The organism is Achromobacter sp. AONIH1, assembly GCF_002902905.1.
GTDB lineage: Bacteria > Pseudomonadota > Gammaproteobacteria > Burkholderiales > Burkholderiaceae_B > Achromobacter.
The window spans coordinates 149349-165025 of the sequence record NZ_CP026124.1 but is presented as its reverse complement, the minus strand read 5'-3'; the positions used below and the strand labels follow the sequence as shown (position 1 = coordinate 165025).

The 15677-nt window shown below is 69.1% G+C and carries 13 protein-coding genes; 5 read left to right on the top strand and 8 right to left on the bottom strand.

Annotated features, from left to right (window positions below):
* Nucleotides 1-33: 33 nt before the first annotated feature.
* From C2U31_RS00685 to C2U31_RS00675, 3 genes are all read right to left on the bottom strand, one after another.
* On the bottom strand, nt 34-813 hold the full coding sequence (locus tag C2U31_RS00685) for an aldolase (RefSeq protein WP_103271171.1): 780 nt from the start codon (nt 811-813) through the stop codon (nt 34-36).
* Between the two features lie 107 nt (nt 814-920).
* On the bottom strand, nt 921-1814 hold the full coding sequence (locus C2U31_RS00680; protein ID WP_103271170.1) for a LysR family transcriptional regulator: 894 nt from the start codon (nt 1812-1814) through the stop codon (nt 921-923).
* A 122-nt stretch (nt 1815-1936) separates the two neighbouring features.
* The gene (locus tag C2U31_RS00675; protein WP_103271169.1) at nt 1937-3421 is read right to left on the bottom strand and encodes an L-lactate permease; all 1485 of its coding nucleotides are present in this window, start codon (nt 3419-3421) and stop codon (nt 1937-1939) included.
* 213 nt (nt 3422-3634) lie between these two features.
* On the opposite strand from C2U31_RS00675, the gene C2U31_RS00670 reads away from it, so the two are divergent.
* The 3 genes from C2U31_RS00670 (at nt 3635) to C2U31_RS00660 (ending at nt 6647) form a co-directional block, all read left to right on the top strand.
* Nucleotides 3635-4474 carry a YggS family pyridoxal phosphate-dependent enzyme gene (locus C2U31_RS00670; RefSeq protein ID WP_103271168.1) on the top strand — a complete coding sequence of 280 codons (840 nt, stop codon included), beginning with the start codon at nt 3635-3637 and terminating at the stop codon, nt 4472-4474.
* Between the two features lie 111 nt (nt 4475-4585).
* On the top strand, nt 4586-6112 hold the full coding sequence (locus C2U31_RS00665) for an argininosuccinate lyase (RefSeq protein WP_103271167.1): 1527 nt from the start codon (nt 4586-4588) through the stop codon (nt 6110-6112).
* Nucleotides 6113-6329: 217 nt separating this feature from the next.
* Nucleotides 6330-6647 (top strand): hypothetical protein, encoded by a 318-nt coding sequence (locus C2U31_RS00660; protein WP_158658269.1) that lies wholly within the window; start codon nt 6330-6332, stop codon nt 6645-6647.
* Between the two features lie 114 nt (nt 6648-6761).
* On the opposite strand, the gene prpF is transcribed toward C2U31_RS00660, so the two are convergent.
* The 4 genes from prpF to C2U31_RS00640 all read right to left on the bottom strand — a co-directional run bounded on the left by prpF (nt 6762) and on the right by C2U31_RS00640 (nt 11807).
* Complete coding sequence (gene prpF, locus C2U31_RS00655; RefSeq protein WP_103271165.1) at nt 6762-7946, bottom strand: 2-methylaconitate cis-trans isomerase PrpF; 1185 nt, start codon at nt 7944-7946, stop codon at nt 6762-6764.
* Nucleotides 7947-8027: 81 nt separating this feature from the next.
* Nucleotides 8028-10643, bottom strand: coding sequence for a Fe/S-dependent 2-methylisocitrate dehydratase AcnD (gene acnD, locus C2U31_RS00650; RefSeq protein ID WP_103271164.1), 2616 nt, complete (start codon nt 10641-10643; stop codon nt 8028-8030).
* The gene (locus C2U31_RS00645) at nt 10643-11353 is read right to left on the bottom strand and encodes a GntR family transcriptional regulator (RefSeq protein WP_103271163.1); all 711 of its coding nucleotides are present in this window, start codon (nt 11351-11353) and stop codon (nt 10643-10645) included. The genes acnD and C2U31_RS00645 overlap by 1 nt, the downstream gene beginning before the upstream one ends.
* A 274-nt stretch (nt 11354-11627) precedes the next feature.
* A complete protein-coding gene (locus C2U31_RS00640; RefSeq protein WP_199771081.1) occupies nt 11628-11807 on the bottom strand; it encodes a hypothetical protein in 180 nt (59 codons plus the stop codon).
* 400 nt (nt 11808-12207) lie between these two features.
* Here C2U31_RS00640 and C2U31_RS00635 point away from each other — a divergent pair, with 400 nt between their 5' ends.
* Nucleotides 12208-13173 (top strand): glycosyltransferase family 9 protein, encoded by a 966-nt coding sequence (locus C2U31_RS00635; RefSeq protein ID WP_103271162.1) that lies wholly within the window; start codon nt 12208-12210, stop codon nt 13171-13173.
* 57 nt (nt 13174-13230) lie between these two features.
* Here the strand turns inward: C2U31_RS00635 and C2U31_RS00630 are convergent, their stop codons facing one another.
* Complete coding sequence (locus tag C2U31_RS00630) at nt 13231-14685, bottom strand: tetratricopeptide repeat protein (protein ID WP_233772575.1); 1455 nt, start codon at nt 14683-14685, stop codon at nt 13231-13233.
* A gap of 208 nt (nt 14686-14893) precedes the next feature.
* Here C2U31_RS00630 and C2U31_RS00620 point away from each other — a divergent pair, with 208 nt between their 5' ends.
* On the top strand, nt 14894-15592 hold the full coding sequence (locus C2U31_RS00620) for a glutathione S-transferase N-terminal domain-containing protein (RefSeq protein ID WP_103271160.1): 699 nt from the start codon (nt 14894-14896) through the stop codon (nt 15590-15592).
* Nucleotides 15593-15677: the final 85 nt, after the last annotated feature.

Here is a 15677-nt window from a genome sequence, read left to right as displayed (position 1 = left end):
GACGTCCTTGAAAGAGTGCGGAAGGAGCGGCGCTCAGGCCGGCAGGGCGGGGATGCCGCGCGTCTGGCGGACCCAGTAGTCGAAGGTGGCGCGCACGATGGCTGGCTTGAGCAGGTAGTCGTGCGCCTCGCGGGCCAGCGCGTCATCCACCGGCGTGAGCGGGCCGAAGGCCTGGGCGCGGATCTGCATGCGCGCCGCGCGCTCCAGGTAGACCGACAGATAGGTCGCTTCCTCGCAGGACGCGCCGGCGGTCAGATAGCCGTGGTGCGCCAGGATGATGGCGCGCTTGGCGCCCAGCGCCTCGGAGATGAGCACGCCTTCCTGGTCGGCGATCGGCACGCCGGGCCATTCGCCGAGGAAGGCGCAGTCGTCGTGCAGCGGCGTCATGTCCATCTGCGCGATCACCAGCGGCTGGCGCGCGGCGGCCAGCGCCGAGGCCCAGGGCGAGTGAGTGTGGATGATGGATTGCACGTCGGGCCGCGCCTCGTACACCCACAGGTGAAAGCGCGTGGCGGGGTTGGCCATGCCCTCGCCGGTGAGCGTGTGCAGGTCGCGGTCGACTTCGATGAAATCAGCGGGCGTGGCCTCGTCGAAGCCCAGGCCGAAGCGCAGCGTCCAGTAGGCGCCGGGGCGTTCAGAGCGCACGCTGATCTGGCCGGCCAGCCCGGCCTCCTGTTCCGTCATCGCCAGGATGCGGCAGGCATGCGCCATGGTCTCCTGGATGCTGCGGGGCACGGCGCGCAGGTGCTGCTGCATCTCCTGCGTGGCGCGCTGGTCGAAATACGATTTTTCCCTGAGGGCGGCGGGGTTCATGCGGGGCGTCTCCGTTTTATGGTTCTGTGTTGGCGCGGCATGCGCGCAACCTGACCCTATTGTGGAGAGGGCCGCCGCCGGCAGCCATGCACCTCAGCTCATAGCAGCTATGCCGGGGCGCCGCCGCGCAGCTCGCCGGCCAGCTGTTCGACGCGGCTCAGGAATTCCTTGAGCAAGGGCGTGCGCGGCTTGCCCGCCTGCGTCACCGCCACCACGCGGCGGCGCAGCAGCGGCCGGGTCACCGGCAGCTTGCGCAGGCCGTAGTCGTCCAGCAGCTTGTCCGGAATGCGGGCGGGCAGGATGCAGTCGCCCACACCCGAGGACACCAGCCTGAGCATGGCGTCGATGGTCTCGGCCTCGGCGGCGAAATCCGGTTGCAGGCCGGCGCTCTGGATCATGCGGCGCAGCGCGTAGTGCGGCGGGAAGCCGACCAGCCGCAGCGACAGCGCGGCCAGGTCCTGCGGGCCGGACAGCGCACTGTCGTGGCGCACGATGAGCGCCATGTCGTCGTCGAACAGGGGACAGGATTCCAGCGTGCCGGAATCCACCGCCGAGTCGTAGACCAGGCCCAGGTCGGCCTTGCCGCTTTCCACCAGGGCCACCACTTCGGGCGAGCTGCGGCCCATGATGGACAGGTTCACCGAGGGATGCGCGCTGACGAAGCCGGCCACCAGATCGGCGGTGTAGTAGTAACTGAGGGTGTGCACGGCGGCCAGTCGCAGCGTGCCCTGCGTCACGCCCTGGTGCCGCATGCGTTCGACCGCCAGGTCGATGCCGCGATAGGCCGGCTGGGTGGCGTCGTAGAGCAGCTTGCCGGCCTCGGTCAGCTCCACGCCGCGCCCGGTGCGCAGGAACAGCGGTTGGCCGATGCGGGCCTCCAGCGTGGCCAGCTGCCGGCTCAGTCCCGATTGCGTCTGGTCCAGCGCGTCGGCCGCGCGGGACAGGGACCCCAGTTCCGCGATGCAGATGAAATAGCGCAGCTGCCTGTCCATGGTTTCCATCCCGTTCCCCTCGTGCTCTTGTGCGGACCCGGCGATGATACGGGCTGCTTGCCGGCCGCGCGATCGGGACTAACGCGGCTGGCGACGCGGCGGGCTTGCAGGTGTTGTGCGCGGCTTGCCGTTCAATGCCGGGGCGACAGCGCGATCGCCAGCGCCATCAGCAGCAACAGCGCCAGCGCGGCCAGCGCGCAGGGCAGCAGCGCCGCATAGACCTTGCGTTCCTCGCCACGGCCTTCGGCCAGGTTGGCCGCGATCGACATGCGCACCGGCGAGAACAGGCTCATGGCGGTGCCGCTGACATGTTGCAGCGCGGCCACCGCCGGCACGCTCAGGCCGGCCTGCACGGCGATGGCGGTCTGCGCCGGCATGAACAGGCTGTTGGGCATGTTGCCACTGTTGGTCAGCACGCCGAAGGCGGCCGAGAACAGCGGCGCGACGACCACGGCGCCCTGGCCCAGCGCGTCGAACATGCCGCGCGCGAAGGCCTGGGAGATGCCGGCGGCGGCCAGGATCTCGGCCATCATGGCGAACAGGAAAACGGTCATCACGGCGTGGCGGCCGGTGGTCCAGGCGGCGCGCGCCTCGCTCGACAGCCGGGCGGCCTGGCCGCGCAGCGCGGCGGTCAACACGCCAGCCGCGATCAGCCAGGAGCCGGCGTGCAGCAGCGGCGACCAGGCCGGCAGATCGGCGTAGGGGGCGACACGGCCGACGGCCGCCAGGGCGGCCCGCCATTCCGGAACCAGGCGTGTCAGCGCCAGCGCCGCGATCAGCGCGGCATAGGGCAGCATGCGGCGCGCGGTCGCGGCGAAAGCGCGGCGGTCCGGCCGGCGGTCCAGCAGATAGCGCAGCGTGATCAGCGGGCCGTAAGAGGCCAGCAGCGCGGTCTCGGGGCCGAGCCAGGCGGTGAACGCGGCGAGCAGGGCCAGCGCGGCCGCGATCCAGCCGGCCTCGCGCAGGCGCTCCGGGGTCTTGCCACCGCTATGCGGATCGAAACCGGCCCGGCTGGCGGTGCGCCAATACAGCGGCAGCCATACCAGCGCCATCAGCGCGGCGGTGGGAACCATCGCATATAGCGCCAGTTCCGTGCCGGTCATGCGCGCATAGGCCGAGGCCAGCAGCGTGCCGCTGCTCATGGCGCCCCAGGGGATCAGCGTCTGGCTCAACAGCGCGAAGACCATCAGGTGGCGCGGCGCGATGCGCTGGCCGCGCAGCAGCGCGACGGTGCCCAGCATGCCCACGCCGAAGCCGGTGGCCGCCTCGGCGAAAGGGCCGACCAGGAAACAGGCGAAGAACAGCAGGCGACGCCGGTCGCGGGCATCGGCGGGGCTTGCCGCGCCGCCGTCCGCAGGCGCGCTGGCGCCGTGCGCGGCTGCTTGCCAGAATAGCAGTCCGCCCAGGATGTAGGGCGCGATGGTGGCGCCGATCCAGGCGCCGCGTTCCAGCGCCAGGGCCAGCTGCGCGCCGCCGAAGGCCGTGTCGCCGGCGTAGATGGCCACGGGCACCGTGGCCAGCAGTCCCAGCGCGGCGGCCTGCGTGGCGTTCAGCCGCGCGATGGCGATCGCGCCGGCGATGACGAGCATGGGAAGCGACCACAGCAGGTAGTTCATTCGGTGTCCAGCGACGGAAGTGGGGCGGCCGGCCCGGTGGGCGCGGCGCGCGTGAGGCAGAGAGAGTAACGCAGCCGGCGCACGCGCCGGAACAGGCCCGCGTTGGCGTCATGTCATTCATGCATCGCGGTTCGTCGTGCGTGATAATATTTGACCTATGACAAAAATGAAGCGACGCCAGGAACGCGCCGCTTCGACGCGCGAGGTTCAGGCATGAGCGAATCAATCGATCAGGAGGCGGGCGGCGCGCCCGTGCAGACCCAAACCCAGCATGACCAGCACGGCCGCTGGCCGCGCGCCGAGTCGGTGGAGGATTTCCGCCGCAACCTGGCCACGGTCAACCAGCGCATCGCCGACGCGGCCCGCCGCGCCGGGCGCGCGCCGGACAGCGTGCGCCTGCTGCCGGTGAGCAAGACGGTGGACGAGGCGCGCATCCGCCTGGCCTACCAGGCCGGCTGCCGCTACCTGGGCGAGAACAAGCTGCAGGAGGTGTCGCGCAAATGGGAGGCCATGGCCGACCTGACGGACCTGCGCTGGTCGGTCATCGGCCATCTGCAGACCAACAAGGCCAAGCTGGTGGCGCGCTACGCGGCCGAGTTTCAGGCGCTGGACAGCCTGCGCGTGGCCGAGGCGCTGGACCGCCGCCTGCAGGCCGAGGGCCGCGCGCTGGACGTGTATGTGCAGATCAATACCTCGGGCGAGGCCAGCAAGTACGGCCTGCAGCCCGACGAGGCCGCGGCCTTCCTGCGGCAGATGCCGGCCTATTCCGGCCTGCGGGTGCGCGGCTTCATGACGCTGGCGCTGTTCTCGGCCGAGGCCGAGCGTGTGCGCCAGTGTTTCGTGCTGCTGCGCACGCTGCGCGACCGGCTGCGCCAGGACGCGCCCGCCGGCGTCGGGCTGGACGAGTTGTCGATGGGCATGTCGGGCGACTACGAGATCGCCATCGAGGAAGGCGCCACCGTGGTGCGCGTGGGGCAGGCCATCTTCGGCGCGCGCAACACGCCGGATTCCTATTACTGGCCGACCGAGGACGGCGCCCCGCCGCCCGCCTGAGAAAGACGCGCTTTCGCGCGGCCGACAGGATCTGCGTATAAGCGCAAGCCTGGATGTCGCGCAAGCCCGGGGCTGACTACACTGGCCGGCATTGCCTTCGCCGAGACCGCCATGTTCACACGCCCCGTCATTGCGCTTGCGCTCGTCCTGACCGCTGCCTGCGCGAGCGCGCAGACCGAGTCCAAACCCGTCCAGCAACGCGATCCCTTCTATTGGCTCGGCGAGATCAACAAGGCCACGCTGGTCATCAATACCGACCAGAGCCTGCTCGACAAGCGCATGGCGCCCAGGCTGGCGGCGGGGCTGGCCAAGGTGCTCGAGGCGGGCGCCCAGCCCGGCGCCGGGCGGCCGTCGACGGTGATCTCGTTCGAGCCGCTGCTGATCAAGGCGGCGGGCGAGGACGTGACCCTGCTGCATGCCGGGCGTTCCAGCCAGGACATGCACGCCACCTACCGCAGCGCCATCCTGCGCGACAAGCTGCTGGAACTGGCCGATCAGCTGAACCAGACCAGCGCGACGCTGGTGGCGCTGGCAGGCCGCCACGCCGCCACCATCGTGCCCAACTACACCAACGGCGTGGCCGCGCAGCCGAACAGCTACGGCCACTACCTGCTGGGGCAGGCGGCGGGGCTGCAGCGCGATGCGCAGCGCATCCGCGAGGCGTATGTCCGCATCGACCGCTCGCCGATGGGCACCACGGTGCTCAATGGCACCAGCTGGCCGCTGGACCGCGAGCGCATGGCGCGCTATCTGGGCTTCGAGGCGCTGGTGGACAACGCCTACGACGCCGCGCAGATCTCGTCCATGGACCAGCCGGTGGAGGTGGCATCGATCGTCGCCAGCATCGCGCTGCGCACCGGCAACTTCGTCGAGGACGTCTTGACGCAGTACGCGCAGTCGCGCCCGTGGATCCTGCTGCAAGAGGGCGGCGGCAATACCTACGTGTCCAGCGCCATGCCGCAGAAGCGCAACCCGGGCCTGCTCAACGACACGCGCAGCGATGCGTCCACGGCGCTGACGCTGGCGATGGGGCCGCTCCTGCAGACGCACAACATCACGCCGGGCATGAGCGATCCGAAGGACGTGAAGCAGAATTCGGCGATGGTGGACAGCGGCATCGCGGCGCTCAAGCGCTGGGACCGCGTGCTCAAGGCCCTGGTCATCAGCCCGGATCGTGCGCTGGAGGAGCTGAACAGCGATTGGACCGCCTCGCAGGAGCTGGCGGACCTGCTGATGCGCAAGTACAAGCTGCCGTTCCGCGATGGTCATCATTTCGCGTCGGAAGTCGTGGCTTATGCCAAGACCCACGGCATCAAGCCGCTGGACTTTCCCTACGCCGAGGCGCGCCGCATCTATGCCGAGTCGCAGAAGGATTCCAAGTACGGGACCGAGCTGCCGATGAGCGAGGCCGAGTTCCGCGCCGCGCTGGATCCGGTGGCCATCGTGAACAGCCGCGCCACCCTTGGCGGCCCTCAGCCCGCCGAGATGGCGCGCATGCTGAAGGACGCGGACGCGCGCCTGGCGGAGCAAGATGCCTGGATCAAAGCGCGCCGTTTGCACATACAGCAGGCATTGGACGGACTGGATCGGCAATTCGACGTAATAGTCTCTAGTGCGGCGCAGCAGGCCGAAAAATAGCCTCGAACCTCGATCCCACCCAGTGTGTTGCGGTGCATGGTCGGCACCGTGATGTCGTTCGTGCGCGCCATTTCCGGCAGCGCTATTGCGGCGCAATTAAGGGAAAGTCTCAGGCGCGTAGTCCTAGGACAGGCCATTAAATTCGATGTGCGTAGGTCGTTAAGACAATGAAGGCCGGCCGGTTTCGAATGCCGGCGCTTCGTTGTCAGGAGGCGCCATGATTACGCCACGTCGTTGTCTACCGGTCTTGCTCCTCAGCGTCGCCGGCGCTGTCTCCACGGTCCATGCCCAGGGCGGAGAGATCCGTTTTTACGGCGCCATCGTGGAGCCCGCGAGCTGCTCGCCCAAGACGCGTCCGGGCAGCCTGCAGGTCAGCGTCGAGTGCGAAGCCGAGCGGGCCCGCGCCGCGGGCCAGCCTGTGAAAGCGTCCACGCGCAGCGCCAGGCATGTGCAGGTGCGTGTGGATCCGCTGCCGGCGCGTGAAGGCGCGCAGGGCAAGACCAGGCACTATGTCGTCACGCTGTCCTATCTGTAGGACGCGCGACGCATAGCCGGGGCGGGCACGAGGCCCGCCTCGCCCGGCCCGCGAGGATGCCGGGAATTGCGCGCCTCTTGCCGGGCGCGGGCGGGGACGATTTTTTCCCGAGGATCAGAAGCCTGCGCGAGGCACGTGCACGCGACCTTCCATCAGGATGCGGGCGCTGCGGCTCATGATGGCCTTGGTGACCTTCCATTCGCCGTCCACCAACTGCGCCTGCGCGCCGACGCGCAGCGTGCCCGAGGGGTGGCCGAAGCAGACCTGGTCGCGCTCGCCGCCGCCGGCGGCCTGGTTGACCAGCGTGCCGGGCACGGCCGCCGCCGTGGCGATGGCGACCGAGGCGGTGCCCATCATGGCGTGGTGCAGCTTGCCCATGGACAGCGCGCGCACCAGCACGTCCACGTCGCCCGCGCCGATCTTCTTGCCGCTGGAAGCCACGTAGTCGCGCGGGCGCGCGACGAAGGCGACCTTGGGCGTGTGCTGGCGGGACGCGGCCTCTTCCAGCGACTTGATCAGGCCCATGCGCAGCGCGCCGTGGGCGCGGATGGCCTCGAAGCGCGCCAGCGCGGCGGCGTCGCCGTTGATGTCTTCCTGCAGTTCGGCGCCGGTGTAGCCCAGCGCCTCGGCGTCCAGGAAGATGGTGGGAATGCCGGAGTTGATCATGGTGGCCTTGAAGGTGCCCACGCCCGGCACGTCCAGGTCGTCCACCAGCTTGCCGGTTGGGAACATCGAGCCGCCGTCGCCGTCCTCGGCCGGGTCCATGAATTCCAGCTGCAGCTCGGCGGCGGGGAAGGTCACGCCGTCAAGCTCGAAGTCGCCGGTTTCCTGCACTTCGCCGTTCGTCATCGGCACGTGGGCGATGATGGTCTTGCCGATATTGGCCTGCCAGATGCGGATGGTGGCGATGCCGTCGCGCGGCACGCGGGCCGGGTCGACCAGGCCGTTGGTGATGGCGAAGGGGCCGACGGCGGCCGACAGGTTGCCGCAGTTGCCGCTCCAGTCGACGAAGGCCTGGTCGATGGAGACCTGGCCGAACAGGTAGTCGACGTCGTGGCCGGGGCGGGTGCTCTTGCCGATGATGACGGTCTTGCTGGTGCTGGAGGTGGCCGCGCCCATGCCGTCGATCTGCTTGCCGTAGGGGTCGGGGCTGCCGATCACGCGCATCAGCAGCGCGTCGCGCGCGGCGCCGGGCGCGCGCGCCGATTCGGGCAGGTCGTCCAGCTTGAAGAACACGCCTTTGCTGGTGCCGCCGCGCATGTAGGTGGCGGCAATCTTGGTCTGGGGAGCGTGGGCCATGTCGCGGTCCTCGGGGTCTGTCGGGTTGATCGGGGGAGGCGGGCGCGCCGGGGTCGGGCGCCCGCCAGCCGTGGCCTGGCCTCAGCCGGCCTGCTTGGCCGCGCCGGCCGATTCGGCTTCCAGGAAGTCCTGGGCGAAGCGCTGCAGCACGCCGCCGGCTTCGTAGATGGAGACTTCCTCGGCCGTGTCCAGGCGGCAGGTCACCGCGGCCTGCACGGTTTCGCCATTGGCGCGGTGGATGACCAGCGTCAGGTCGGCGCGCGGTTTGCGCTCGCCGATCACGTCGTAGGTCTCGGTGCCGTCCAGCGACAGCGTCTTGCGATTGACGCCGGGCTTGAACTCCAGCGGCAGCACGCCCATGCCGATCAGGTTGGTGCGGTGGATGCGCTCGAAGCCCTCGGCCACGATGGCTTCCACGCCGGCCAGGCGCACGCCCTTGGCGGCCCAGTCGCGCGACGAGCCCTGGCCGTAGTCGGCGCCGGCCACGATGATCAGCGGCTGCTTGCGGTCCATGTAGGTCTCGATGGCTTCCCACATGCGCATGACCTGGCCTTCCGGCTCGACGCGGGCCAGCGAGCCCTGTCGCACCGTGCCGTCGGCGTTCTTCACCATTTCATTGAACAGCTTGGGGTTGGCGAAGGTGGCGCGCTGCGCGGTCAGGTGATCGCCGCGATGGGTGGCGTAGGAATTGAAGTCCTCTTCCGGCAGGCCCATCTTGTGCAGGTATTCGCCGGCGGCGCTGTCCATCAGGATGGCGTTGGACGGCGAGAGGTGGTCGGTGGTGATGTTGTCGCCCAGCACGGCCAGCGGGCGCATGCCGCGCAGCGTGCGCGCGCCGGCCAGCGCGCCTTCCCAGTACGGCGGGCGGCGGATGTAGGTGCTCTGCGGGCGCCAGGGGTACAGCGGATCGACGGCGGCGCGGCGCTCGTCCTGGATGCCGAACATGGGCGCGTAGACCTTGCGGAACTGCTCGGGCTTGACGGCGGCCTTGACCACGGCGTCGATTTCGGCGTCGGTGGGCCAGATGTCCTTGAGCCGGATCTCGCGGCCGCTGGCGTCCGTGCCCAGCACGTCGCGCTCGATGTCGAAACGGATGGTGCCGGCGATGGCGTAGGCCACCACCAGGGGCGGCGACGCCAGGAAGGCCTGCTTGGCGTAGGGATGGATGCGGCCGTCGAAGTTCCGGTTGCCCGACAGCACGGCGGTGGAATAGAGGTCGCGGTCGATGATCTCCTGCTGGATCTTGGGATCGAGCGCGCCGGACATGCCGTTGCATGTGGTACAGGCGAAGGCGACCACGCCGAAGCCCAGCTGTTCCAGCTCCGTGGTCAGGCCGGCTTCGTCCAGGTACAGCGCGACGGCCTTGGAGCCGGGCGCCAGCGAGCTCTTGACCCAGGGCTTGCGCGTGAGCCCGGCTCGGTTGGCGTTGCGCGCCAGCAGGCCGGCGGCGATCACGTTGCGCGGGTTGCTGGTGTTGGTGCAGCTGGTGATGGCGGCGATGATGACGGCGCCGTCGGGCATCAGGCCGGGCTGGTTCTCGACCTTGCCGGCGATGCCGCGCTCGGCCAGGTCCGCGACCGGCAGGCGGCGGTGCGGGTTGGACGGGCCGGCCAGCGTGCGCACCACGGTGGACAGGTCGAAGCGCAGCACGCGCTCGTACCGCGCCTGCGTCAGGCTGTCGGCCCACAGGCCGGCGGTCTTGGCGTAGGTCTCGACCAGCGCGATCTGTTCGTCCTCGCGGCCGGTCAGGCGCAGGTAGTCGATGGTCTGCTGGTCGATGGCGAACATCGCGGCGGTGGCGCCGTACTCGGGCGCCATGTTCGAGATGGTGGCGCGATCGCCCAGCGTCAGCGCGGCGGCGCCGGCGCCGTAGAACTCCAGGTAGGCGCCCACGACCTTTTCCTTGCGCAGGAATTCGGTCAGCGTCAGCACCACGTCGGTGGCGGTGATGCCGGGGCCGGGACGGCCGGACAGCTCCACGCCGATGATGTCGGGCAGGCGCATCCAGGACGCGCGGCCCAGCATCACGTTTTCGGCTTCCAGGCCGCCCACGCCGATGGCGATCACGCCCAGCGCGTCCACGTGCGGAGTGTGGCTGTCGGTGCCGACCAGCGTGTCGGGGTAGGCCACGCCGTCCTGCGCGTGGACCACCGGCGACATGCGTTCCAGGTTGATCTGGTGCATGATGCCGTTGCCGGGCTGCACGATGTCGATGTTGCGGAAGGCCTGCTTGGTCCAGTCGATGAAATGGAAGCGGTCTTCGTTGCGGCGGTCTTCGACGGCGCGGTTCTTGGCGAAGGCGTCGGGGTCGTCGCCGCCGTATTCCACGGCCAGCGAGTGGTCCACGATCAGCTGCACCGGCACCACCGGGTTGACCTTGGACGGATCGCCGCCCTTGTCGGCGATGGCGTCGCGCAGGCCGGCCAGATCGACCAGCGCGGTCTGGCCCAGGATGTCATGACAGACCACGCGCGCCGGATACCAGGGGAAGTCCAGGTCGCGGCGGCGCTCGATCAGCTGCTTGAGCGCGTCCGTCAGCTGCGACGGCTCGCAGCGGCGCACAAGGTTTTCCGCCAACACGCGCGAGGTGTACGGCAGGCCGTCATAGGCGCCGGGCGCGATGGCCTCGACGGCGGCGCGCGCATCAAAGTAGTCCAGGCGGGTGCCCGGCAGGGGCTTGCGATAGGATTTGTTCATCATGCCTCGGTACGCCGGAGGTTGCCCTGGGCGATCTGTTGTTCGATGTTGAGACGGGATGCGCGGATGTGGCGGCGCATCAGGAGTTCAGCCAGCTCGCCATCGCGGTCGGCAATGGCGTCGAGAATGCGGTGGTGTTCGGCAAAGGACTGCCGGGGGCGGTTGGGCGTGGTCGAGTACTGGATGCGGTACATGCGCGCGAGCTGGTAGAGCTCGTCGCACAGCATGCGGAACAGCATCTGGTTGCCGCTGCCTTTGACGATGCGGTAGTGGAAGTCGTAGTCGCCCTCCTGCTGGTAGTAGCCCAGGCCCGCCTGGAATGCCTCGTCGCGCTCGTGCGCTTCCAGCACGCGGCGCAATTCCTGCACCTCGGCGGCCGGCATGCGCTCGGCGGCCAGGCGGCAGGCCATGCCTTCGAGCGATTCACGGATTTCGTACAGCTCGCACAGTTCCTGCTGGCTCAGCGACACCACCCGCGCGCCGGCGTGCGGCACGCGCACCAGCAGCCTCTGGCCTTCCAGGCGGTGCAGCGCCTCGCGCAGCGGGCCACGGCTGACGCCATGGATGCGGGCCAGCTCGGGTTCGGAAATCTTGCTGCCCGGGGCCATCTCGCCCTTGACGATGGCGGCCTGGATCTTCTTGAAGATCTGGTCCGACAGCGTTTCGCCATCGCCTGGCGCGGCGTTCGGGAGCGTGAGGATCTGGCTCATGGTGTCGACAATCTGGCTCGAATTGGCGAGCGAAATGCGGAATTGGCGGGATTGTCTCGAATAATTGTCAACAATTTACCCGCGAGGCGGGAAAGGCGCAAGCGCGTGGGCGGGGCTGCGCGGCGGCGGGGGCAGGGGGCGGGCGTTCGTGTCGACAATCTGTCGGCGAGCCGCAATGCCGGGCCCGGATGAGATCGGGGGAGAGGAGGAAGCCGGGACAGGCGCCGCGCATGGCGATGGTTCCCCAGGGCGGGCGCCCTGGGGAACCATCGTGTCAAAGGCCGGTGTCGGGGTAGTTCGGGCCGGCGTCATGGAAGCCGCCGCTGCTGTACGGGTTGGCCGCGCCAGGGTGGGGCGGGCCGCCAGGGCCGAGCGAGCAGCCGGCCAGCGCCAGGGTCATGGCCAACAGCATGGCCAGGCGGGACAGGGGGAAAGCGGATGGGAAATGCGTCATGGTGAGTCTCCTGTGCCGATCCCCTCGGAACGGCGCGCAACGTGCAGCGTATGTACCGATCATAGCGCCGGACGGACGGGACGCAGGCAAGCGCGGCTCCGGACCTGTTTGTGACAAAAAACAACGACTTCAAAACTCTTCACATTTATTCAACAAGCTCTTGTATTCCGTTTGAGGCGCTGCGGGTAAATTCGCCAAATGCCGGCATCGGCGGCGTGGCCGTTGCGATGACGGCGAGCGGCCGTGGCGCCCGGGACAGGAAGAAGCGTCCAGGGCGGCTGGCCGAGGCGTGATCGGCAGCTGAAAAAGCGCCGCGATACCAATAAGAGAATCAATCTCGATGTCAGTCATCCGTCGCGCAGGGCGGCGGGTGCAATTCAGGGAATACGGGAAAGAGGGTATGCCGGATACGGTCGTCTATATCAGGAGCCAGCCCCGCTACGGGGATCAGGTCGTGGCGTTTCCAACGCTCTATCAGCTCAAGCAATGGTGGCCGTCGCAGCGGCTGCGGGTCGTGGCCCGGGATGACGTGGGGCGTTACTACACGTCCCTGCCCTGGGTGGATGAATTCGTGCGCGTGTCCAGCTTCCGCGAACACGTGCGCTGCCTGCCCGCGCGCGCCAATGCGTCGATCAATCTGCATCACAGCAGCGAGCGCTACGGGCTGGTCAGCCTGCTGCGCCGTCCGGCGTTGCGCATGGGCTTTCGCAACAATCGCCTGAGCGACGGCGCCTGGACGCATTCGCATCCCAAGAACATCGGCGAATACATCGGCCTGGCCAATCTGCGGCTGCTGGGCACCTACCGTTCCTTCGATCCCCACCAGGCGGCGCTGAACTGCTTCCGGGAAATCGCCGAGCAGCGCAAGCGCCCGGTGGCGCCGGTCGACGTGGTGATGATTCCAGGCGGCGGCTCCGGTCCGTTCAAGCGCTGGAGCATCGCGCACTACATCCGGCTGGCGGACCTGCTCAAGACCTCGATCGGGCGCGGCACGCAGTTTTCCTTCGTGCTGGGGCCGGACGAGGCCGCCGAGCTTGAACTGATCAACAGCCTGCGCCGTCCGGAATTCCGGATCGAGTATTGCCGGACCATTCCGGAGCTGTCGGCGCTGATGCTGCGCGCGCGCCTGATCGTCGCCAATGACTGCGGTCCCTCGCATATCGCGCAGGGCGTGGGCGTGCCTTACGTGGGCGTGTTCAACGAGTCCAACCCCGAATGGTTCTGGCAACGTCCTGGCGCCGTTGATGTCGTGCCCGACGTCGTCGGCGCGGGCATCAACAGCATCCCGCCGGAAAAGGTGCTGGCGGCCTGCCTGGCGGCGATCGCCGCCGATCCGGTAGAGCGCACGGAGCTTGCCGCGGCCTGAGCCGGGCATGCGCGGCCCGCGCTGCTGCCCGGGCCGGGATCGCTGGCGCGGTTCGCCTCAGGCGGCCGCGCCGCGCGGATGGCGTTTGTCGCGGGTCGGCCGGGGCTGCGCGCAGCGCTGCTGGTAGGCCTGCACTTGCGCGCTGCCGGAGGCGTGGAACAGTGGATGCGGGTAGTCCACGGCGCGCAGCGCATCGTACAGGCGCCGGCCCCACACGCACTGGGCCTCGGCCTGGTCCCAGATCCGCCGCGCCAGCGCCTGCTGGCCGTCACGCCATAGCGCCAGGCCGTAGTCGGCGACCATTTCCTCATCGCGCGGCTGTGCCGCATAGCCGCGTTTCAGCATATCCAGCCCGCCGGCGGCGTCGCCGCGCAGAAAGCGTATCCAGCCCAGCGTGGCCTGGTTGTAGGGCCGCAGGCCGGCCGCGCGGATCGAGCGCCGCGCCTGGGCCTCGGCTTGCGGCAGGTAATCCGGGAAGTCCGCCAGGTAGTAGGCGACGCTGTTGGCGTAGTCCGGATCCGGCCGACCGGACTTGCGAGCCTGGCGGCGCTGCAATTCCATGGCGTCTGCCAGGGCGGCGTCGGGCATGCCCAGCAGCTTGTGCAGCATGTAGCGGTCGGCCAGCGCCTGATCGTCCAGCGGGCTGATGCGTTCGATCCATGCCGGCGCGGTGGCTTCCTCCACGGTGCGCCGCGCCCATTCGGGCTGGCCCGCGCCCAGCAGCACGGTCGCCAGCGCCACCTTGCCTGCCGGCGCGTCCGCGCAGCCCATGGCGGCGACCCGCTCCCGGGCGGCATCCAGATCGCGCCGGGCCAGCTCCAGGTTCAGCATGTTCAGTTCAGTGAAGCAGGCAGGGTCGAAATCGAAGTCGTTGCTCGTGTACAGATTGAGCGAGGCCGCAGGCATGGCATCGCTGACATAGGCCGTGTTGCCCTGCGCGGAGGTATAGCCCATGTCGGTCTGCAGCTCGCCCCAGCGCTGATGCAGCGCGATGCGGTAGGGGTATCCGGCCACCGGCGCGTGCTCGCCGCTGCTGCTCAGCTGGAATACCTGACCCCAGCTGTAGTCGCCGGCCAGCCGGACCAGGGTGAAATCGCGGGCCAGGTGGTCGGTCTCGGTCCAGATCCAGGCGGTGCGTCCCTGCGCGTCGGTCACGCCGTGGATTACGCCGCTGCCGTCGGGCGTGTTGCGGATGGACTGATCCTTGCCGGTCAGGAACAGGCGGTAGGGCGTGTGCGGCGCGAGCTGGGGGCCGGTCGGGCCCTGCACCTTCAGCACCAGGTAGCGGCCGTAGGCGCCCGCGCCGAACTGCGGCATGCCAGGAGGCGGCGCCGAGGGCCGGGCGTGGGTCTTGGCCTTGGTCGCGACGCTGGACGCGGGGGCGGGGATGGCCGTGGGCGCGAGGGCGGCCGCCGCCGAGGCGGCGGCGATGGGGGCGGCCAGGCAGGATGCGGGCGGGGACAGCAGCGCGCCGGCCAGAAGCAGCGGGCGCAGCCAGATAGGTGTGGACATCGTCGGTACGGCGGGCATGCGTCGGGCGGGCGCGGGTTGACGGGAAGAACGGACGAGGGCGCGAGCCGCCTATTCTCTCAAAGAATCGGCGCGTGTCCGGCGGGCGGTCCTGGCGGCGGGGATTTGCGCTAAATTTGCCCGACGCGACGGGCCCCGGGCCCGCGCGGCCTTCCCGACCCCATTCTTCCGATTCCCCGGAGCGCGACGCATGACTTCCCTCGATTCCTACGCCATCACCAGGAAATGGCCGGCCAGCCACCCTGACCGCATCCAGCTGTATTCGCTGCCCACGCCCAATGGCGTGAAGGTGTCGATCCTGCTGGAGGAGCTGGGGCTGCCCTACGAGGCGCACCGGGTCAGCTTCGATGCGCAGGACCAGTTCACGCCCGAGTTCCTGTCGATCAGCCCCAACAACAAGATTCCCGCCATCCTCGATCCCAACGGGCCCGATGGCAAGCCGCTGGCGCTGTTCGAGTCCGGCGCCATCCTGGTTTACCTGGCCAGCAAGACCGGCCAGTTCCTGCCGGCCGACGCGGGCGGACGTTTCGAGACGCTGCAATGGCTGATGTTCCAGATGGGCGGCATCGGTCCGATGTTCGGCCAGCTGGGCTTCTTCCACAAATTCGCCGGCAAGGACTATGAAGACAAGCGTCCGCGCGACCGCTACGTGGCCGAGGCGCGACGTCTGCTGGGCGTGCTGGACCAGCGCCTGCAAGGCCGCGACTGGGTCATGGGCGATACGTACACCATCGCCGACATCGCCATCTTCCCCTGGGTGCGCAACCTGATCGGTTTCTACGGCGCGGGCGAGCTGGTCGAGTTCACCCGGTACAAGAATGTGGCGCGCGTGCTGGACGCTTTCGTCTCCCGGCCCGCCGTGGTCCGGGGTCTGACGATCCCCGGCTGAGCCGCGCGGGTCTTGGGCCGGCGCGCCGGGGCTTGCGGTTTGACGCGGCCTCGGCGCGCGGTCGGTGGCCGCGCCGCCCCTTTTC